Annotated in this window: 20 protein-coding genes and 1 pseudogene; 10 read left to right on the forward strand and 11 right to left on the reverse strand. The window is 65.8% G+C overall.

What is annotated here, in order from left to right; all coding sequences use genetic code 11:
* The 3 genes from GFY24_RS35520 to GFY24_RS35530 form a co-directional block, all read right to left on the reverse strand.
* Positions 1 to 937, reverse strand: a 937-nt coding sequence (locus GFY24_RS35520; RefSeq protein WP_153809500.1) for a DUF222 domain-containing protein, incomplete at its 3' end; no start/stop codon positions are given.
* 108 nt (positions 938 to 1,045) lie between these two features.
* Positions 1,046 to 2,221 (reverse strand): sensor histidine kinase, encoded by a 1,176-nt coding sequence (locus GFY24_RS35525; protein ID WP_375336151.1) that lies wholly within the window; start codon positions 2,219 to 2,221, stop codon positions 1,046 to 1,048.
* Positions 2,218 to 2,670 carry an NAD(P)H-dependent oxidoreductase gene (locus GFY24_RS35530; protein WP_309231720.1) on the reverse strand — a complete coding sequence of 151 codons (453 nt, stop codon included), beginning with the start codon at positions 2,668 to 2,670 and terminating at the stop codon, positions 2,218 to 2,220. The genes GFY24_RS35525 and GFY24_RS35530 overlap by 4 nt, the downstream gene beginning before the upstream one ends.
* A gap of 96 nt (positions 2,671 to 2,766) precedes the next feature.
* Here GFY24_RS35530 and GFY24_RS35535 point away from each other — a divergent pair.
* Positions 2,767 to 3,412, forward strand: a pseudogene (locus GFY24_RS35535) (dihydrofolate reductase family protein).
* A 73-nt stretch (positions 3,413 to 3,485) separates the two neighbouring features.
* Here GFY24_RS35535 and msrA read toward each other — a convergent pair.
* The 3 genes from msrA to GFY24_RS35550 all read right to left on the reverse strand — a co-directional run bounded on the left by msrA (position 3,486) and on the right by GFY24_RS35550 (position 5,977).
* Complete coding sequence (msrA, locus tag GFY24_RS35540; protein WP_309231721.1) at positions 3,486 to 3,998, reverse strand: peptide-methionine (S)-S-oxide reductase MsrA; 513 nt, start codon at positions 3,996 to 3,998, stop codon at positions 3,486 to 3,488.
* Positions 3,995 to 4,450: a peptide-methionine (R)-S-oxide reductase MsrB gene (gene msrB, locus GFY24_RS35545; RefSeq protein ID WP_309231722.1), complete on the reverse strand. Its 456-nt coding sequence runs from the start codon at positions 4,448 to 4,450 to the stop codon at positions 3,995 to 3,997. Before msrB ends, msrA begins: the two co-directional genes overlap by 4 nt.
* Positions 4,451 to 4,540: 90 nt before the next feature.
* Positions 4,541 to 5,977: a DHA2 family efflux MFS transporter permease subunit gene (locus GFY24_RS35550; RefSeq protein ID WP_153809502.1), complete on the reverse strand. Its 1,437-nt coding sequence runs from the start codon at positions 5,975 to 5,977 to the stop codon at positions 4,541 to 4,543.
* Between the two features lie 86 nt (positions 5,978 to 6,063).
* On the opposite strand from GFY24_RS35550, the gene GFY24_RS35555 reads away from it, so the two are divergent.
* From GFY24_RS35555 to GFY24_RS35585, 7 genes are all read left to right on the forward strand, one after another.
* Entirely contained in the window at positions 6,064 to 6,498 is a 435-nt protein-coding gene (locus GFY24_RS35555; protein WP_309231723.1) for a MarR family transcriptional regulator, read from the forward strand.
* Positions 6,499 to 6,562: 64 nt separating this feature from the next.
* Positions 6,563 to 7,297 carry a GntR family transcriptional regulator gene (locus GFY24_RS35560; RefSeq protein ID WP_153809504.1) on the forward strand — a complete coding sequence of 245 codons (735 nt, stop codon included), beginning with the start codon at positions 6,563 to 6,565 and terminating at the stop codon, positions 7,295 to 7,297.
* A 108-nt stretch (positions 7,298 to 7,405) separates the two neighbouring features.
* Positions 7,406 to 8,152 (forward strand): aspartate/glutamate racemase family protein, encoded by a 747-nt coding sequence (locus tag GFY24_RS35565; RefSeq protein WP_153809505.1) that lies wholly within the window; start codon positions 7,406 to 7,408, stop codon positions 8,150 to 8,152.
* A complete protein-coding gene (locus GFY24_RS35570; protein WP_375336152.1) occupies positions 8,149 to 9,363 on the forward strand; it encodes an aldolase/citrate lyase family protein in 1,215 nt (404 codons plus the stop codon). Before GFY24_RS35565 ends, GFY24_RS35570 begins: the two co-directional genes overlap by 4 nt.
* Positions 9,360 to 10,394, forward strand: coding sequence for an allantoicase (gene alc, locus GFY24_RS35575; protein ID WP_153809506.1), 1,035 nt, complete (start codon positions 9,360 to 9,362; stop codon positions 10,392 to 10,394). The genes GFY24_RS35570 and alc overlap by 4 nt, the downstream gene beginning before the upstream one ends.
* Positions 10,391 to 11,308: an allantoinase PuuE gene (gene puuE / locus GFY24_RS35580; protein WP_153809507.1), complete on the forward strand. Its 918-nt coding sequence runs from the start codon at positions 10,391 to 10,393 to the stop codon at positions 11,306 to 11,308. Before alc ends, puuE begins: the two co-directional genes overlap by 4 nt.
* A 92-nt stretch (positions 11,309 to 11,400) precedes the next feature.
* Positions 11,401 to 12,240: an NAD(P)H-binding protein gene (locus tag GFY24_RS35585; RefSeq protein WP_153809508.1), complete on the forward strand. Its 840-nt coding sequence runs from the start codon at positions 11,401 to 11,403 to the stop codon at positions 12,238 to 12,240.
* Positions 12,241 to 12,244: 4 nt separating this feature from the next.
* Here GFY24_RS35585 and GFY24_RS35590 read toward each other — a convergent pair whose 3' ends face one another.
* Together GFY24_RS35590 and dapB are read right to left on the reverse strand one after the other, a co-directional pair.
* Positions 12,245 to 12,742: a hypothetical protein gene (locus GFY24_RS35590; RefSeq protein ID WP_309231724.1), complete on the reverse strand. Its 498-nt coding sequence runs from the start codon at positions 12,740 to 12,742 to the stop codon at positions 12,245 to 12,247.
* Positions 12,739 to 13,494, reverse strand: a complete 756-nt coding sequence (dapB, locus tag GFY24_RS35595) for a 4-hydroxy-tetrahydrodipicolinate reductase (RefSeq protein ID WP_309231725.1) — start codon at positions 13,492 to 13,494, stop codon at positions 12,739 to 12,741. The genes GFY24_RS35590 and dapB overlap by 4 nt, the downstream gene beginning before the upstream one ends.
* Before the next feature lie 155 nt (positions 13,495 to 13,649).
* On the opposite strand from dapB, the gene GFY24_RS35600 reads away from it, so the two are divergent.
* Entirely contained in the window at positions 13,650 to 15,215 is a 1,566-nt protein-coding gene (locus tag GFY24_RS35600; RefSeq protein ID WP_309231726.1) for an esterase-like activity of phytase family protein, read from the forward strand.
* A 75-nt stretch (positions 15,216 to 15,290) separates the two neighbouring features.
* Here GFY24_RS35600 and GFY24_RS35605 read toward each other — a convergent pair whose 3' ends face one another.
* Positions 15,291 to 16,406 (reverse strand): alcohol dehydrogenase catalytic domain-containing protein, encoded by a 1,116-nt coding sequence (locus GFY24_RS35605; RefSeq protein WP_153809509.1) that lies wholly within the window; start codon positions 16,404 to 16,406, stop codon positions 15,291 to 15,293.
* Between the two features lie 96 nt (positions 16,407 to 16,502).
* Here GFY24_RS35605 and GFY24_RS35610 point away from each other — a divergent pair, with 96 nt between their 5' ends.
* A complete protein-coding gene (locus GFY24_RS35610; protein WP_153809510.1) occupies positions 16,503 to 17,159 on the forward strand; it encodes a class I SAM-dependent methyltransferase in 657 nt (218 codons plus the stop codon).
* Here the strand turns inward: GFY24_RS35610 and GFY24_RS35615 are convergent, their stop codons facing one another.
* Positions 17,160 to 17,933 carry a hypothetical protein gene (locus GFY24_RS35615; protein WP_153809511.1) on the reverse strand — a complete coding sequence of 258 codons (774 nt, stop codon included), beginning with the start codon at positions 17,931 to 17,933 and terminating at the stop codon, positions 17,160 to 17,162.
* 101 nt (positions 17,934 to 18,034) lie between these two features.
* The gene (locus GFY24_RS35620; RefSeq protein WP_309231727.1) at positions 18,035 to 19,408 is read right to left on the reverse strand and encodes a pentapeptide repeat-containing protein; all 1,374 of its coding nucleotides are present in this window, start codon (positions 19,406 to 19,408) and stop codon (positions 18,035 to 18,037) included.
* Positions 19,409 to 19,540: the final 132 nt, after the last annotated feature.

The following is a 19,540-nucleotide window of genomic DNA, read 5'->3' on the forward strand; positions in this document are numbered from 1 at the left end:
CCGCAGCACGCTCGACCTCGGCCAAGCTCATCGTGATGACCGCCGCCACCGGCAGACCACGATGCTTACCCAACTGGCCGTCGTCGAGGTCGAAACGCAGGAAACACAGCAACGCATCATGATTGCGCTGCGCAGCGGTACGAGTATCACGCTTGGCCGCAGCCTTGAGCACCTCGAGGTCTTCGGCAGCCGCTGCCGTGCACGGGCTTTCCCGATCCTGCGGATTGCACATGCCCGGGCGAGCGAACTTGGCCAACAGCGCGTCGAGGACCGCCCGCAACTCGGGAGTGAACTCCCCGGACAACGGGGACATCCCATCCACCCGCTGCTTACCCAGAGTGATGCCCCGGAAGCGCTGGCGGTCCTTGTCCGTGGTCAAAGTCCCGTCGGGATCGATACGGGCCATGATCTCCTCACCCAACCCCGGCAACACATCCGGACTGCCCTCGCGGGCATAGTCGGTCAGGATCCGCTCGGCGTTCTCCTTCTCCTCATCGGTCGCAATCTCGGGCAGCCGCTTGATAATCCACGCGATCCGCCGCGCATGATCCACCGAGATCGCACCCTCCTCCTGCGCCAACGCGACATACGGCAACGCCGGACCCACATCCACACCCTGCAACGTCACCTGCGGCGACAACGTCTCCGCCGCCCGCACCCGCGCCAACGCATCAGCGTGACTCAACCGCAGAGTCCGCTCCAAATAGATCGACGTCTTCGAGAATCCCGCATTCTTAGCCAACGACCGCCGCTCGGTATCAGCGATCAACCGATGCTTCACCGTTTCCAGTTGCCGCATCGCACACTCGACCTCACCCATCATCTCCACGAATTCACCATCGGTGAGCGGATACAGCGACTCGGAAGCCAGGGTGCGCACCGCCGTGAGCAGCGCGTGCGCGCCGTCCACGATTGCGGTCTCTCCCCTGAGATTCATACCTTTATTCTACCGTGATAGAACAGACCACGAAAGTCGAATTCTATTGTGATACACAGATATTCAGAATATTTGGCCTTTCATTCCCCGCATTCCGATCTGTTTGCATTACGCCCGAACACCGGGTCGAAACTTCGGAACGCGCATGCTGACTTTGGTGCCCGCGCCCGGAGCGGTTTCCACGACCAGGCCGTAATCATTGCCGAAGGCGGCGCGGAGGCGGTCATCGACATTGGCCATGCCGACATGGGCGGATTCCGCTGTGCCAGAGCCCGTTTCGATGGCATCGAGGGCTCCGGAGCGGAGAATTTCGGGGTCCATGCCGACTCCGTCGTCTTCGACGCTGATGACGCAGTCCGCGCCCGCGTCCTCGGCGATGATGCTGACGGTGCCGAGGCCGGGTTGTCCGGCGAGGCCGTGGCGGACGGCGTTCTCCACCAGGGGTTGCAGGGCGAGGAACGGTAGGACGACGGTGAGGACGTCAGGGGCTATTTGCAGGCGCACGCGCAGGGCATCGCCGAAGCGGGCGCGTTCCAGGGCGAGGTACCGGTCGATATTCGTCAATTCGTCTGCGAGGGACGTGAATTCACCTGCGGTACGGAAGGAGTACCTGGTGAAGTCGGCGAAATCGAGAATCAGCTCGCGGGCGCGATCCGGATCGGTGCGCACGAATGATCCGATCGTATTCAGCGCGTTGTAGATGAAATGCGGGCTGATCTGCGCCCGTAGCGCCCGCACCTCGGCGCGATCCAGCCGCGCCCGCGACGCGTCGAGCTCCGCCAATTCGATTTGGCCGCAGGCATATCGAGCGACCTCGGCCACGGCGCCGACCATTCCGGGGCCGGGTTTTCCACGCGTCACCGCGCCGAAGGCGCCGACCATCCCGCTGTGCTCACTGTGCAGTGGCTGCGCCAGCAGCGTGTACCCGTCGGCACACGACATCAGCACCGACCGCTCCCCCGCGATGGCGCGACTCGCCGCCTCCCCGAACGCTTCCGCGAGTTCGGCGTGCGCGCCATCCCACGCCAGCAGCGCCCCCGCGGCGTCCGCGATACCCAGCGCCTCGGCCCCCATGAGCGCTCGCAGATACGGTGCGGCCAGTTCGGCGGATTCCTCGGTAAGCCCGCCGCGCAAGGGTTTTGCCGCCAGCGCGGCCGTCTGCAAGGTCGCATGCACCGCTCGTTCGGCGGGCGTCGTGACCGACCTGCGGGTGCGCGGCCAAGCGAACAGCGCGCCCGCGATGAGCGCCCCGGCGATCACCACGGCGACCGCGGTAGCGCTCACGGCATGAGCTGTGCGGCCAGCGTCGCGCCCAATTCCCAGCAGCGCTCCACGTCCTGCTTACTCGGCGGCCCCGAAACAAGTACGGCCGCAGCGGCTTTCTCCCATCCGAGCCCAGTGGTGATATTCTCCACCCCGCGCTCAGCCCCCTCGGTGCCTTGATTGCCGTGCATGTACATGGCGTACGGCCGTCCACGCGTCGAGTCCAGGCACGGGTAGTAGAAGGTGTCGAACGCGTGCTTCAAAGCACCGGACATATAGCCGAGATTGGCGGGCGTCCCGAGCAGATACCCATCCGCTTCGAGGACATCACTGGCGGTGACCGCCAAGGCAGCCCGCCGCACCAACTCCACACCTTGAATCTCCGGATCGGTAGCCCCCGCCACCACCGCCTCGAACATCTCCTGCATATGCGGCGATGGCGTGTGATGAATCAGCAGCAGCTTCGGCACCCTCCGAGCCTACGGCGCGGCGATGAATCCGAGGGCGTCGGCGGGTCTACCTTGCGACCGAGAAGAACCTACGCATCGGGAGATCGGGAGTCAGCCATGGGTTCCATCGATATCGAACTGTTCACAACGCTCGACCTGGTCGGGCAGGCGCCCGGCGGGCCCGACGAGGACCCGGTGGGGTTCCCGTTCGGCGGCTGGCCAGGCGCCCCTGCTGGACGAGGTCGCCGGGGCGCAGGTCGACGACGCGTACAAGGGCACGGACGCCCTCCTGCTCGGCCGGCGCACCTACGACATCTTCGCCGCCTACTGGCCGAATCAGGAGGGTGGTGTGGACGACGGGTTCGCCTCACTCTTCAACAGCATCCCGAAGTTCGTGGCCTCCCGTGGCACACCAGATCTCTCATGGGCCGGGTCCACCCAACTGGGCCCGAATCTGGCCGATGCGGTGCGCGAGATCCGTGATCGGCACGAGCGCGTGAAGGTCGTCGGAAGCCTCAACCTGGTGCAGACGCTGCTGCGCGAGAAGCTCTTCGACCATCTCGACCTCTGGGTGCACCCGATCGTGCTCGGCGTGGGTAAGAAAGTCTTCGACAACGGCGCCGTGCCCACCAACATGACCCTCCTCGAACCGCCTGTGGCCAGCCCGAAGGGCACCGTATACCTGCGCTACGGGCTCGCCCAAGGCACGCCCGGAACAGGCGATATGAGCGCACCCGATCGCGGTATCGGACAAGACAATTGACCAGGAAGGACCTGAACGACAAGGGCCGGTATCGCGGAAAATGCGATACCGGCCCTCACGGATTCGGACGGTGTTACTTGGCGGTCTCCCGCTTGGGCAGCTTCCAGCCGGGCCGCGGGAAGTGGCAGGTGTAGCCCTCGGGGTAGCGCAGCAGGTAGTCCTGGTGCTCGGGCTCGGCCTCCCAGAAGGTGCCGGCGGGAGTCACCTCGGTGACCACCTTGCCGGGCCACAGGCCGGAGGCGTCCACATCGGCGATGGTGTCGAGCGCGACCTGCTTCTGCTCGTCATCGAGGTAGAAGATGGCGGAGCGGTAGGCGCTGCCGATGTCATTGCCCTGGCGATCCTTGGTGGTCGGATCGTGGATCTGGAAGAGGAATTCCAGCAGGGCGCGGTAGTCGGTCGCGGCGGGGTCGTAGACGATTTCCACGGCCTCCGCGTGACCGGGGTGGTTGCGGTAGGTGGGATTGTCATTGCGGCCGCCGGTGTAGCCGACGCGGGTGGAGAGCACTCCGGGTTGGCGGCGAATGAGATCCTCCATGCCCCAGAAACATCCGCCCGCCAGAATCGCCTTGCGCGTGTCGGTCACGCCTCCTCCTTCGTGAAGAGAGTCTTGAACTGCCCGTAGCCTTCCGCCTCGAGGTCATCGAGGTGGATGAAGCGCAGGGCCGCCGAGTTGATGCAGTATCGCAGTCCGCCCTCATCGCGCGGTCCGTCGGTGAATACATGCCCGAGATGGCTGTCACCGTGTGCGGAGCGCACTTCGGTGCGCATCATCAGATGGCTCATATCGCGCTTCTCGAACACATTCGACTTCTCGATCGGCTTGGTGAAACTGGGCCACCCCGATCCGGATTCGAACTTGTCCGTGGAGGCGAACAACGGCTCACCGGACACCACATCGACGTAGATACCCGGCTCGTGGTTGTCCCAGTACTCACCGGTGAATGCCCGCTCGGTCCCGTTCTCCTGCGTGACGTGGAACTGCTCGGGTGAGAGCGCCGCGACCGCCGCCGGATTCCGGTTGTATTCCTGTGTCACATGACCTCCTCAGTTCGGCCACACGTACAACCAGCGTCCCAGGCGGTAAGTTCCCACCCCGCCCGGGCGTCACACTTCGTTCATTATTGGCTAACGACGCTGGTGGCGGCGGAGTTGGGTGGAGGCTATCGAAGCGATCAGGGACAGGATCGCGATGACGGCGAACGCGACCTGATATCCGGAGACCACAGCCCAAGCAGATGCCGTTGCGCGGGAGAGGATTACGGCTATCGCAGCTACGCCCACCGCCCCTCCGACGCGTTGCAGGATATTGACGAAGGCCGCGGCGTCGGCCAGTTGGTCGGGGCGGACCGCGGCGTAGGCGGCCGCGACCAGGGGCATACCGGCGAGGGCCGTGGCCACGCCTGCGGCGAACAGGAGTAGTTGCAGCAGAACGGGATTCGCATCCTCCGAGAGGAAGGCGAAGGGTAGGAGGATGATGGCTACGGCCAGGTTGCCGAAGATGGCGATCAGGCCGCCGCCGAATCGGTCCGCCAGGCGGCCACCCAGCGGCAGGGTGATTACACCGCCCGCACCGAACGCGATCAAGCGCACGCCGGTCCCGACCAGCCCCTCGCCGTGCAGGACCTGGAAGTACAGCGGAAGCAGGACCATGACGCCGAACATGGAGGCACCCGCGAAAAAGCTGGCGGTGTTCGCGGCGGCGAAGACCCGGTTGGTGAACATGCGGACGTCCAGGAGCGGACGAGTGCTGACCACGGTGCGGAAAATGAAACCCGCCAGAGCGGCCAGGCCGAGCACAACCGGCAGCCAGACGGAAAGCGATGCGACGGAACCTGTTTCACCGATTTCGGAGAGTCCGTAGACGACCGCGGAAACACCGCCACCGGCCAGGATCAGGCCGATGAAGTCCAGGGATTGCGTTGGCACACCGGGCTTCAGGGGAAGGTAGCGCAGGCCGAGGGCAAAACCTATGAGTCCCAACGGGATATTGATCAGGAACAGCCACTGCCAGCTCCAGTGCGCGAGCATGAGACCACCGATGGTCGGGCCGATGGCGGGTGCCCCGACCACGGCGATACCGACCACGCCCATGACCCGGCCCATACGCTGTGGACCCGCCGCCTGGCCGAGAATTGTTTGACCTGCGGGAATCATGACTCCGGCGGCCAGACCCTGAAGGACACGCAAGGCGATGAGCCAGCCCGCCGATCCGGCCAGGGCGCACAGGCCGGAGGTGATGGTGAAGGCGAGCAGGGCGCCGAGCCAGAGCCGTCCGACACCGAATCGGCGGCCGAGCCAGCCGCATACCGTGAGCGAAACACCAAGGGCCAGCAGGTATCCGCTGGCCACCCATTGAATGGTGGCGAGCGAAGCGTGCAGGTCCGCGCCGATGGTGTGCAGGCCGATATTCACCAGCGAGGTGTCGAGCATGCCCATGATCGCGCCGAAGACGACGACACCGGCGGTGCGCCAGACATGCGCGGGGATCTTGTCGGAGGCGGCGGGTGTATCGGGTGAGCGAGAGGTCTTGGGGGCGTTGGTATCCGGGCGCAGCTGCGTCATCGGATGACTCCTTCGGATGTGATTGAGCTTCTCAATTGCAGAGAGTAACAATGATTGAGCTACTCAACAATAGATATAATCCGCAGGTGACCGAAAGCCGCGAGTACCACCCCAAGGGCCTGTTGCGCTATCCGACCTACGCACTCGGCAAGCTGCACAAGTCCATGCACGCCGAACTGGGGACGTCACTGCGCGAGCACTGGGTGCTCACCTACCTCTCGGAGTTCAGCGAGATCAGCCAGCAGGAGATGGCCGACGCCCTGGGTATCGACCGCAGTGAAGTGGTGCGGCTGGTCGACAGCCTGGAGAAGGCGGGCCTGGTCACCCGCACCCGCGATCCGGAGGACCGGCGCAAGTACCGGCTCGCCATAACGAAATCCGGCCGCAAACTGCGCGATGAGACCGATGCGCAGATCGCGGCGGCCACCGACGCCCTGCTGGTCCGGCTCACCCCGGCGGAACGCGCTACGCTGCACCAGCTTTCGCTCAAGGCGCTCGGCTACGACCTGGACGAACTCTGAGCCCACTGCCCCGACCTGCCCTGATGGGCGTCCGGCGAATCACCTGGGCGACTACCGTGGGCAGATGCCCTCTCGACCACGACTACCGCGACTACCGCAGTTCACGCCTCCGCTGGACGCGCATCGCGGGTACACGCAGCACGAGATTCTCGCCGAGCTGCGCAGGCTGATCCTGGAGGGCAATCTGCCGCCGGGCACCGGCATGCCGCTGGGGGAATTGGCGCGACAGTTCGGCGTCAGCGCGATTCCGGTGCGCGAATCGCTGCAGACCTTGATCGGCGAGGGCCTGGTCGAGCATCGGCCGAATCTCGGCTATCAGGTCACACTGCTGACCGCCGAGGAGCTGCGCGAGCTGTATGTGGTGCGGGAGAGCTTGGAGGCGGCAGCGCTGGTCGCGGCCGTGCCTCGCGCGACTGCCGAGGATCATGAGCTGGCGCACGAGACCCATGCCCGGCTCGAACGCGCGATTCTCACCGAGAACGCGGTGGCCTATCACCGCGAAACCCGCAATTTCCATCTCGCGTTGGTGCGCCCGTCGAGTATGCCGCGCGTCGTGCACATGCTCGAATACGCCTGGAATATCACCGAGCCCGTGCAGCCGATGGTGCATGCCAGCACCGCCGATCGCGTGGTGCTGCACGCCGATCACAGCAAGCAGCTCGCTGCCTTCCTGGCCCGCGACGCCGAGGCGCTGTTGAAGGCCACCGCAGCGCACCATCTGCGCTTGAACGGAGTACTGTCGCGACTGCCCACCGATACCGGACTTTTCGCGGAACCAGCAGGTCGGAAAGATATATAGTTCCGGCAACATCCGGGCAATACCGGCTCGATAGCGTCGCGCAGACCCTTTACCACCCCGCGGACCGCTGCGCCTACCCGTCCCCGTATTCGAAACTCGGTGAAACCCATGCGAATTCGAGTAATCAACCCCAATACCACCGTGGCCATGACGGAACTGGCCGCCGCTGCCGCCCGCGCGGTGGTCGCGCCGGGGACCATTGTCGAGGGCATCACCTCGGCCATGGGTCCGGCGTCCATCGAAAGTCATTACGATGAAGCGCTTTCGGTGCCCGGGCTGCTCGCGGAGATCGCGCGCGGGGAGGCCGACGGGGTGGACGGGTATGTCATCTCCTGCTTCGGTGATCCCGGATTGGATGCCGCACGCGAGTTGGCACGTGGGCCCGTGATCGGTATCGCCGAGGCCGCCATGCAGGCCGCCAGCCATTTGGGGCGTAGTTTCAGCGTGGTGACCACGCTGGCGCGCACCGGTGGCCGGGCCGCCGAATTGGCCGAACGCTATGGCATGGAACGGTTCTGCGCGGGCATCCACGCCTGTGAGATTCCGGTGCTGGAGCTAGAAGATCCCAAGGCGCGCACCGTCATTGCCGATGCCTGCCGTGAAGCCGTGCACACCGACAACTCCGAGTCGATCGTGCTCGGCTGCGCGGGCATGGCGGATCTGTGCGAATACCTGACCCGCGAGGTCGGTGTGCCCGTGGTCGACGGTGTCGCCGCCGCCACGCTCACCGTGCAGTCCCTGGTGACCATGGGGCTGCGCAAATCCGGTCGCGGCGAGTACGCCGCACCGCTGCCCAAGCAGTACACCGGTCTACTGGCCGGCTTCTTCCTCGAAAGTCAGGAGGCGCGTAAGTGACCCTGCCCTCGTACGTACCGGGCGATATCGAAGGCCGATTGCGGGCAGTCGATTCGGAACTGGCACAACGATATCCGGGTGATCGGGCGGGACAGCCCATTCACACCGTGTATGTGAGCGCCGCCGACGCCACGCCCGAACTGCCGAAGGAGTGGGGCGCTACCGCCATCGAATTGGCTGGTAAGCATGCCGATGTGCTAACCGAGCTGGCCGGAAACGAGGCGCTGGCGCGGACACTGAATGCGTTGCGCTGGCGGCCCGTTCAGGATCTGCGCCTGGATTTCGAGGACGGTTACGGCACCCGCGGTGACGAGGTGGAGGATCGCGACGCACTGCACGCCGGTACGGTGCTCGCGGCGCTGCCCGCCGAGGTGATCTCACGCGGTATCCGTATGAAGGGTCTCACCACGCTCGAATGGGCCAGAGCCGTACGGACTTTGGATAAGGTCCTGGAAGGTGCGGGTGGCGTGCCGCCGGGCTTCGTCTTCACCATTCCCAAGATTCGTTCGGCGGATCAGGCAGAGGCAGCCGTACTGCTGTGCGAGGCAATCGAATCCGCGCACGGCCTGCCCGAGAGCTCACTGAAGTTCGAGCTGCAGATCGAGAGCCCGCAGGCCGTGATCGCCGCCGACGGCACCGCCACCGTGGCGCAGGCCATCCACCGCTCCGCCGGACGCTGCACCGGATTGCATTACGGTACCTACGATTACAGCGCCGCCTGCGGTATCGCCCCGCAATTCCAGTCCCTCGAACATCCGGTGGCCGATCACGCCAAGGCCGTCATGCAGGCCGCCGCCGCGCAGACCGGTGTCTGGGTGTGCGACGGCTCCACCCAGGTACTGCCCATCGGCACCGATACCGAGGTGCGCGCCGCGCTGGCCCGCCATTACCGCCTGGTCACCCGTTCCCTCGAACGCGGCTACTACCAGGGCTGGGATATGGGTGCGGGCCATCTCGCCACCCGCTGGCTGGCCACCTTCGCCTTCTACCGCACCGCCCTCGAGGTGGCCGCGCCGCGTATCGGCCGCTACCTGGATCGACAGGGTGGCGCGGTGGTCGACGAACCGGCCACCGCGCAGGCTCTCGCGACCGTCGTGCTGCGCGGATTGGATTGCGGCGCTGTCGGTCCCGACGAGGTGACGGCGCTGGTCCCGGCCGCGACCGTCACCGTGCTTCATCAGCTGCGAGAAAGGAAGATGCCATCCCTATGACCGCTGATTCGACTGATTTCACGCTGCTTCCCGATCTGGCCGTGCGCTCCCTGGGTGGGGCGGTGATCTGGGCGAATAACGAATCCTTCGCCGAGCGGGAGAATCTCATCCGGCCGGAGGAATCCACCTATCAACCCGCCACCTTCGGGCATAAGGGGCAGGTGTACGACGGGTGGGAGACCCGTAGGCGGCGCGGGGATATCGGGGCCGCGCCCGAAAGCGATGACTGCGATACCGCGATCGTGCGGCTGGGCGTGCCGGGAGTGATCCACGGCGTCGTGGTCGACACGGCCTGGTTCAAGGGCAATTATCCGCCGGAAGTTTCGGTAGAAGCCATTGCGGTGCAAGGGTATCCGTCCGCCGAGGAGATCGCCGCGCTGGACGGCTGGACCACCATCGCGGCGCGCGCCGCGGTGAACGGGGACAGCCGCAATCCGTTCCCCGTGGATTCCAAGCGCCGCTTCACCCATGTGCGGTTGCGCATGTTCCCGGACGGCGGTGTTGCCCGGCTCCGCGTGCACGGTATCGCCAAACCCGAACTGCGCTGGCTGGATTCGGGTCCGTTCGATTTGGCGGCGCTGGAAAACGGTGGGCTGGTGGCGGATTGCTCCAACCGCTTCTACTCCCATCCAGAGCAGATCCTGCTGCCCGGACGGGCGCGCTCCATGGGCGACGGCTGGGAGACCGCACGGCGGCGCGATAAGGACAACGACTGGGTGCGAGTGCGTTTGGCCGGCGAGGGCGTGCTCACCATGGCCGAGATCGATACCTCGTATTTCCTGTTCAACAGCCCGGGCGCGGTCTCGCTCACCGGTATTCGCGCGGACGGCTCCGAGGTGGAGTTGTTGCCGCGCACGGTGATTCGGCCCGACACCCGGCATCGTTTCGCCATCGACTCCGACGCGGCCGTGGTCGAGGTACGCCTGGACGCCTTCCCCGACGGTGGGCTGGCGCGACTGCGACTGTTCGGCACGCTCACCGACACCGCACGAGCGGAGATGGCCGCCGAGCTGGAAGGTGAACTCGCATGAGCGATTTCGATTCGACCTACCCCCGGGACATGGTCGGCTACGGCCCCAATCCCCCGCACCCACAGTGGCCCGGACAGGCCAATATTGCGGTGAACTTCGTCCTCAACTATGAGGAGGGCGGCGAGAACAATGTCCTGGACGGTGATCCGGGTTCGGAGACCTTCCTGTCGGATATCGTTCCGGCACAGTCGTTCCCGGACCGACACCAGTCCATGGAGACCATCTACGAGTACGGCTCCCGCGCCGGTGTCTGGCGGGTGCTGCGCCTGTTCGAACAGCGCGATATCCCCCTCACCATCTTCGGTGTGGCTCGCGCCCTGGAACGCAATCCGGAAGCCGTAGCCGCCTTCAAACGCCTCGGCCACGAAATCGCCTGCCACGGACTGCGCTGGATCTCCTACCAGGAGGTCGACCCGAAGATTGAGCGTGTGCACATGGAGGAGGCGGTAGGCATAATCACCCGTCTCTTCGGTGAGCCCCCTCGCGGCTGGTACACCGGCCGCGACTCCCCCCGAACCCGCGAACTGGTAGTCGAACACGGCGGCTTCGCCTACGACTCCGACTCCTACGCCGACGACCTCCCATACTGGGTCAAGGTCGGCGAGCACGACCAACTCGTAGTCCCTTACACCCTCGAGACCAACGACATGCGGTTCTCCTCCCCCGCAGGTTTCGCCAACGGTGACGAGTTCTTCTCCTACCTTCGAGACGCCTTCGACATCCTCTACGCCGAGGGCGAAGCAGGCGCACCCAAGATGCTGTCGGTGGGCCTGCACTGCCGAATTATCGGAAAGCCCGCCCGCGCAAAGTCTCTGGAACGCTTCCTCGACTATGTGCAGTCACACGACAAGGTTTGGCTCACCCGCCGCATCGATATCGCCGACCATTGGCGCAAGGTGCATCCACCCAGCTGAGCAGCGAATATCACGAAAACCACTGCGGCCCGGAGCCTTTCGGTTCCGGGCCGTGGCCTGTCCGATCACGCCGCCGCGCGTACGCTGCGATCATGGGCACAGTCGTTTTCGGAGCCAGGGGCAATGTCGGCCACCATGTCGTGGCGGGCCTGAGCGAGGCGGGCGAACAGGTCCGCCTCACGAGCAGGGAGCCGGGTGCGGCGGGCTTCCCGCCCGGCGCGGAGGTCGTCGCGGCGGATCTGGAGCAGCCCGAAACGCTGCCTGCCGCGCTCGACGGCGCAGAGCGAGTCTTCCTGTACGCCAAGCCGGAGGGGATCGACGGTTTCGTGGCGGTGGCCGAAGCGGCGGGGGTACGGCAGGTGGTGCTGTTGTCCTCAGGCGCTGTCTCGCTACCCGATCCCGCACGTAGTCCGATCGCACAGATGCATATCGCGGTCGAATCGGCCATCGAAAAATCCAGTCTGGAATGGACTTTCATTCGTCCCGGCATGTTCGCGACGAACACGCTGTGGTGGTGGCAGCGGTCCATTCGGGAGGAAGGCGTCGCGCGGCTGCCGTATCCCGACTCCCGGACCGCACCAATTCACGAGAAGGATATGGCGGCCATCGCGGTGGCCGCACTGACCGAACCGGGGCACAGCGGCCGCGCCTACAGCGTATTCGGGCCCGAGGCACCGACCCTGCGGGAGCAAGTGCTCGCCATCGGCGCTGCCATCGGCCGTGAGATCGCCTGCGAGGTGGTCTCACCCGAGCAGGCGCGCGCGGAGATGAGCAAGACCATGCCGCAGATCGGGGTCGATGCGATCATGGCCGGTTGGGAGGCCGGAACCGTTGCGGCACCGCAGGTTTCGACGATTGTCGAGGAGGTCACGGGTCGGCCCGCGCACACCTTCGCACAGTGGGCGAAGGATCACGCGGACGACTTCCGCTGACCGCTCAGGACTGCTGAGCGCTGCGCTCCTGGCGCTCCAATTCAACTGCGCGGCGCATGACTTCGCGGGCGCGGGTGCGGTCGCCGGCGTAGTCGTAGGCGCGGGCGGCGCGGTAGTTGGTGCGCCAGTTGTCGGGATCGGCTTCCCACTCCGTTTTGACCTGCTCGAAGAGTTGGTCTGCCGCTTCACGTTCCAGTCGGCCCGACGGGCGGCGCGGAAGGTCCGAGGTGTCCAGCTCCATGCCTTCGGCGTGAATCCGCTTGGCCAGATGCTGGTGCGCGAAGGCGGCGCGGACGCTCGAGGCGACCACCCAGACGCCCAGCAGCGGGAGCAGCAGGACGCCCACACCGAGGATCGCGGCGGGAATGGAGCCCGAGGCGATCAGGCTGAACGCGATGCGGCCCAACAGCAGGAAGTAGAAGCCGAGGATCAGCACCAGGGCCGCGATGAACGCGACCCTTTTGCCGACCTCTCGGCTGTTGTTCTCCGCGGTGGCGTTCACAGATCGAGGAGGGCGTCGATGCCCACGGTCAGGCCGGGGCGGTGCGGGGTCTTGCGAGTGCCGAGCAGGACGCCGGGGACGAAGGAGGTGCGGTCCATGGAGTCGTGCCGGATGGTGAGGGTCTCGCCCTGGGTGCCGAAGAGCACCTCCTGGTGCGCGACCAGACCCGCCAGGCGGACCGAGTGCACGCGCACGCCGTCGACATCCGCGCCGCGCGCACCCTCCAACTCCTGGGAGGTGGCGTCGGGGCTACGGCCCACGCCCGCCTTCTCGCGGGCGGCGGCGATCATGCTCGCGGTGCGGAACGCGGTACCGGACGGGGCATCGGCCTTGTTCGGGTGATGCAGTTCGATGACCTCGACCGAATCGAACCAGCGCGCGGCCTGTTCGGCGAAACGCATGGTCAGCACCGCGCCGATGGCGAAATTGGGGGCGATGAGCACGCCGACCTCGGGCTTGGCGGCCAGCCAGCCACGCACCTGCTCGAGCCGTCCGGCGTCGAAGCCGGTGGTGCCGACCACGGCGTGAATGCCATTGGCCACCAGCCACTCCAGATTCGGCATGACCACATCGGGATGGGTGAAGTCGATGACCACCTCGGTCCCGGCGGCGGTGAAAGTCTCCAGCGCGTCACCCTTGTCGACCTGGGCGACGAGCTCCAGATCGGCGGCCGCCTCGACACCCGCGCAGATCGCCTGCCCGACCTTGCCACGCGCTCCGAGCACACCCACCCGGATCCGGTTCGTGGTCACCACGTCTCCTCACATACTTCGCCTGAACACAAAAAGTCTGGTCCGAGCCTATCGGGTCGCCGATTCGACCTGCGGAACCCCCATTACGGTGTGGCGATGGCAACTGTTCAGTTCGGTGTCAACTGGTGGTTGTGTCCGCTCGGTAGGCATCGGCTGTGAGAATTCACCGTAGTACCCCCAGCGCGCTCGTCGCCGTCGTCGTCTGCGCCGCGACCCTGGCCGCCTGCTCGTCCTCCGATGCCGGCGCCGACTTCACCGCCACCAAGGACCAGCCGTTGGTCATCTCCCTCGACGACTTCCTGGCCAAGACCGGCGGGAGCGCGGCGGTGGGCATCGCGGACCCGCAGCACGGCAAGATCACCCGCCGCGTCGACGGCTCGGTGGTGTACACGCCCGCCGCGGGCTACACCGGTTCGGACAGCATCACCGTCACCACTACGGATGCGGTGAAGCTGTACACCACCGATATCAAGCCGCTGGGCGACTTCGGCGGAGTTACCGTGCAGGGCAGCGGATTCGGGTCGGCATTCGCGCCGGTGCCCGGCTCCAAGGACGAGTTCTACGGGCTCACCGACCGCGGGCCGAATGTGGACGGTAAGGGTAAGAACGAAAAGCTGGTCGCGGTACCGGATTTCATGCCCGCGATCGCCAAGTTCAAGCTGGTCGGTACCCGCGCGGTGGTGGAATCGACTATTCCGCTGAAGAATCCGGCCGGGCAGCCGTTCAACGGACTGGTCGACAGCTCGGCTTCCACCGGCGAGACCATCAAGGATCTCAATGGGAATGTGCAGCCGCCCACCGATCACGGGATCGACAGTGAGGGCCTGGTGGCGCTGGCCGACGGCAGCTTCTGGGTCTCGGACGAATACGGCCCGTTCCTGGTGCATTTCGATGCCAAGGGCACGGAGTTGGAGCGGCTCGCGCCGGGACGCGGTCTGCCCAAGGAACTTTCGCTGCGCACCGCCAATCAGGGCATGGAGGGGCTGACCGTCACCCCGGACGGCAACACCCTCGTCGGCATTGTGCAGTCCGCGCTCAATGAGCCCGGAGTCACCTCTGCGCGTGAGGTTCCCATGACGCGCATTGTCACCGTGGACCTGAAGACGAAGGCCGTCAAGGAGTTCATCTACCCGCTGGAGAACCCGAAGGAGAAGCTCGCCGTCTCCGAGGTCACCGCGCTGAGCGCCACCACCTTCGTGGTCGACGAGCGGGATGGGAACAAGGCGCCCAAGGCCGACAAGAAGCTGTGGACCATCGATATCAGCAATGCCACCGATGTCGGTCCGCAGTCCAAAGTCTCCGGCGCGCAATATGATCCGGAGAAGGGTCTGCTCATCGACGGTAAGCCCATCGAGGTCTATGTCGGCACCGTGAGCACCGCCGATGGTGTTGCGGCACTGCAGAAGGCGGCCATCACCGCCGTCGCCAAGAAGTCGAATCTGGATTTCGGCGGCCTGGTCGACGGCTTGAACGCCGACGGCAAGTTCTTCGGCCATGACAAGGTCGAGGGCATGGCCACCACCGATGGCGGTAAGACGCTGTACATCTCGAATGACAGCGATTTCGGCCTGGAAGGCTCCACCGGCGATCAGCCGCCGTTCGGGCTCGAGGCCAAGATCCTGCCGAATGGCGTGCAGGACAGCGGCGAGATCCTGATGGTGGATACCACCAAGCTGCCCGCGAAGACGCAGACCAAGACGATCAGCTTGACCGTGAAGTAGGCAGTCTCCGAAAGACCGCGCCCGCCATGGTGATCCATGGCGGGCGCGGTTCATTCAACCCAACGTCTTTGCTGTTTAGTCGAAGACGACGACCTGACGCAGCGCAAGCCCGGCGGCGAGCTCATCCATCCCGGCATTGATCTCCTCGAGCTTGATCCGCGCGGAGACCAAACGCTCGACCGGCAGCTTGCCCTCGCGCCACATACGCACGTACTCCGGAATATCCCGCGCGGGCACCGCTGAACCGAGATAGCTGCCAATGATGGAGCGCCCCTGCGCAACCAAGCCCAGCGGGGAAACACTCGCCATGGCATCGGGCGCGGGTAATCCGACCGTCACGGTCGTGCCGCCGACCGCGGTCGCGGCCACCGCGGTCTCGAAGGCGCGAATATTGCCAGCCGCCTCGATCACCACCTCAGCTTGAATACCCTGCTCGGCCAAGTCCGCCGGGGTGTATGACGCGGTCGCCCCCAACTCCATGGCGGCCTGCAACTTCTCCGGCACGGTATCGACCGCGATCACAGCGCGCCCGGTGCCCTCCCGCAGCGCGGCGGCCACCAGCACGGCAGCCATGCCGACCCCGCCGAGACCGACCACCATAATGCGATCCGCCGGACCGGGTTTCGCCGAATTCAGCAGTGCCCCACCACCGGTCAGTACCGCGCAGCCGAGCACCGCGGCCACATCCGGCGGCACATCGTCATCCACCGGGACCACCGAATGGCGATCCACCACGGCATGCGTGGCGAAGGCCGAGACGCCCAGATGGTGGTGCACCGGCTCGCCGTCGCGCAGCAGCCGTCGTCCGCCGCTCATGAGTTCACCGGCATTGTTCGCCATACTGCCCGGCAGGCATGGCGTCCGACCCTCGGTAGCGCAGCCCGCGCATTCGCCGCAGCGCGGCAGGAAGGTCATGACCACCCGCTGGCCGACCGCGATATCGCTCTCCCCCGGGCCGACGGCCTCGACCCGTCCGGCGGCCTCATGCCCGAGCAGCATGGGCACCGGCCGTACCCGATTCCCGTCCACCACCGACAGATCCGAGTGGCACAATCCGGCCGCCTCGATCTTGACCAGCAGCTCACCGGGCCCGGGCTCGCCCAGGTCGAGTTCGCTCACCACAATCGGTTTCGACTCCGCGAAGGGCGCCGGCGCCCCGATTCGTTCCAGGACAGCTCCACGAATCCTCATGCGCCCGACGCTACTCCAACGCTCTCTCGCATCTCAGACCTTCAACCTTCCCAGACAGTTGGAAATCTGCTTCTATGAGAGCGGATAGGAGCACACATGCCAAGCACTTCCCTGACCACCGGCAGTCGCGCCCTCAATCGGCTGGTGACCGGATTCTTCGGAAACGTCGCCCGCGCCTACGACACCAAGGCCCTGCAACAGGCCATCTACCGCCCGCCGCAGGATCAGGTGGTGGCCGAACTGCGCGCCGCGGGCTCGCGTCGTATTGCCGATATCGGCTGCGGTACCGGCATTCTCACCACCCGCATCGCCGTTGAACTGCGGCCCGAGGTGGTGTACGGGGTGGACGCCTCCACCGGCATGCTGGCCCAGGCCCGCGCCCGCTCCGCCGAGGTGCGGTGGCTGCATTCGGCGGCCGAGCAGCTGCCCCTGGACGACGGCGAATTGGATGCGGTGGTCTCCACCAGCGCTTTCCACTTCTTCGACCATCCGGTGGCGCTGCGCGAATTCCATCGTGTGCTGGTCCCCGGCGGGCTGATCGCCATTGCCACCATGCACCCGTCGGCCCCTACCGCCCGCCCGATCCAGCGCCTCACCCGCAGCCCGCTCTTCCCCGCGCACGCGCCTTCACCCCGCGAGACTCGAAAGCTGCTGGAGGCCGCCGGTTTCAAGGTGACGGACCAGCGCAAGATCGCCCGTCCCATCCCCGCCTGGCTGGTCCCCGACGTCATCACCGTCGGCCGTCGCGGGTAGTCAGCGGCCGGGCTGGTCGCCGCCGCGGAAGCAGACTGTCATCTGGCGTTTGTCCCAGACGACCCAGACCGCGCCCTGACCGTCGCGGGGGCAGCGGGAACCGTCGGTGGAGTTCTCGAAGACGGCGGTGGCCTGGACTATGTGATCGCCGGGGGTATCACAGTCGACCTTGGACGGTTCGTCCATATGGGCTGTGTCGTAGCAGAATCCGACCCGCCAGTCGAAGGCCAGGCAGAGGTGGTAGATCTGCTTGCCCGCGTGATCCTTGCGGGTGGTCTCCAGTTTGTAGAGGGGTCCGGTGCATGGGTCCGGACTGTTCTGCAGGACACGGTAATTCGCGTCGATGGTATTGCAGTCGGCGGGGGCGGGGCTGCCGGGCTTCCAGGTCGGGCTGCCGTCCGGATCGGTGGCGGCCTCCATCGGGACCTCGACGCAGTCACCGGGTTTGAGCTGCGCCATCGGGTCGGAGGCGGCGGGTTTCGGGTTGGCCGTGCTGGTGGGGATACCCGCGTCGACCAGGCCCGGGGAGGTGGGGTGCGCGCTGCCGGAGATGGTGTCGCCCGCGATCGCCGAGGTGAGTGGGATTGCGGCCGAGGCCATCGCGAGCCAGCCGAACAGGCCCAGGGTCACGGTGAGGACGATCAGCCGGCGTTTGCCGTGGGCGGCTGGATTCCAGGATCGCTTGGCCTCACGCTCGGAGGCGATGGCGAAGAAACCGGCTACGCCCGCTGCCAGTAGCAATGCAGCTGCCCGGCCCACATCTGCCCATTCCACGCCCAGCGTCCCCACCACAATCCCCTAAATCGGTACCGCCGCAAACTATCGCAGAGGACGATACGAGGGCAATCCGACAAATCGGTGAATGAGGATTCGGCTCAGGTGACTGGTTCGGCGGGGACCTCGGCGGGGACCGGGGGCCAGGACTCCGGGCGGATATTGGCGGGTTTGGTGGCGGAGCTGCCCTGCCAGTCGAAGTGGACGCCGACCCAGGCTTTGGGGCGTTCGAAGGAGATTTCGCGGGCGTCGAAGGCCACGCGGCGGAAGTTGATCTCGCCGAAGAAGTCTCCGCCGTTGAAGGTGATCAGGCGGCCACCGAAGCTGGCGTCGGCGAAGGACACCTTGCCGTGGTATTCGGCGCGGGCGAAGGTGATCTCCTCGGTGCGGCCGGAACCCCAGCGGGTGGCCGTGCCGATCTGCGCGCAGTCGAAGGCGGTCATCTCGGCGTAGAACCGCGCGGCGGTGAAAACCGCTCGCGCACCAGAGAATTCGGCTCCGGTGAAGGTCACCCGGTCGCCGTCGAAAACGGTGCGTTCGAAACTGGTCAGCTCGGCGGTGAATTTGGTGTTGGCGAAGCCGCTGCGCTCACTCGCGAAGGTCGCACGGGTGAATGCCGTTCGCGCACCACCGAATACGGCATTGTCGAAGTTCACCGGACCGCCGAAGGTGGCATCGGTGAACGTGGTTCCGGAGCTGTCGCGTTCATATCGGGCGACCCGGGTGTGGGTGAACTTCGCATGCTCGAAAGAGGTGCTGCTACCACGGAACATGGCCCCGCGGAACGTCACTCGCCTTCCGAGGAAGGAAGCGCCCTCGAAAGTGGTCTCGCGGCCACCGGTGAACGAGGCATTGGTGAAGCGGGTATTGCGGCCCGCGAAGATCGCGTACCGGAAGTCGGCATTCTCGAAGACCGCCTCGGAGAAGTCGAAATCGCATGCGGACCAGGAGACTTCGGCCGAACGCCGGAGCCGCTCGGTAATCACCCGGACAATGGTCTCGCGCACCTGCCGGTCATTCTGCCGATAGTGGTAGACGCGCTCCACGCCCGTCCCGGCATCCTCTATGCGCTGAGACTTCGAAACCAGATGACTGGCACCCTCATCCGGTGCGTATGGGAGTCGCAGATATCCGCAGAGCACATCGATGCACTGCTGCCGGCGTCCGCGCGCGGAGAACTCGTCCGCGACACCGGCCATGGCGTAGACACCCGCAATGCGTACCGCCACATCGGAATTGCCGAGCTGCGAGGCCGCCGCCCCGAACAACTCGGCGAACCGCCCGCGCTCCAGATCCCGCTGCCGCCGATACGCCACCACCAGCGCCACCGCGCCGCCGACACCGGCGGTGATACTGAGCGCGATCTTGGTGAGATCAACTTGATTCGGCGTCTCCGCCTTCGCGCCCAGCGCCAGCCACAGTATCCACCAGGTGAGCGCCCCGACGGCCAGCCCGCCAACCACCGCGATCAACACCGAAAGCAATAGTGCCGATCGATGAACTGTCCGGTTCAACACTCCGCCGAACCCGCCCCACCGTCGCATAGCGGAAGGATAACGATCACATCCCGACGCCGCGCGGGGTGTGTGGATTCCCACTCCCCGCCA

Origin of the sequence: Nocardia sp. SYP-A9097 (assembly GCF_009649815.1) — a bacterium.
Classification (GTDB): domain Bacteria; phylum Actinomycetota; class Actinomycetes; order Mycobacteriales; family Mycobacteriaceae; genus Nocardia.

Excerpts from the sequence above, each read along its gene's own strand:
- GFY24_RS35550 (WP_153809502.1), bottom strand. The coding sequence starts at position 5,977 with ATGACGCAGCTGCGCCCGGATACCAACGCCCCCAAGACCTCTCGCTCA.
- GFY24_RS35560 (WP_153809504.1), top strand. The coding sequence starts at position 6,563 with ATGCCCTCTCGACCACGACTACCGCGACTACCGCAGTTCACGCCTCCG.
- GFY24_RS35565 (WP_153809505.1), top strand. The coding sequence starts at position 7,406 with ATGCGAATTCGAGTAATCAACCCCAATACCACCGTGGCCATGACGGAA.
- alc (WP_153809506.1), top strand. The coding sequence starts at position 9,360 with ATGACCGCTGATTCGACTGATTTCACGCTGCTTCCCGATCTGGCCGTG.
- puuE (WP_153809507.1), top strand. The coding sequence starts at position 10,391 with ATGAGCGATTTCGATTCGACCTACCCCCGGGACATGGTCGGCTACGGC.
- GFY24_RS35585 (WP_153809508.1), top strand. The coding sequence starts at position 11,401 with ATGGGCACAGTCGTTTTCGGAGCCAGGGGCAATGTCGGCCACCATGTC.
- GFY24_RS35605 (WP_153809509.1), bottom strand. The coding sequence starts at position 16,406 with ATGAGGATTCGTGGAGCTGTCCTGGAACGAATCGGGGCGCCGGCGCCC.
- GFY24_RS35610 (WP_153809510.1), top strand. The coding sequence starts at position 16,503 with ATGCCAAGCACTTCCCTGACCACCGGCAGTCGCGCCCTCAATCGGCTG.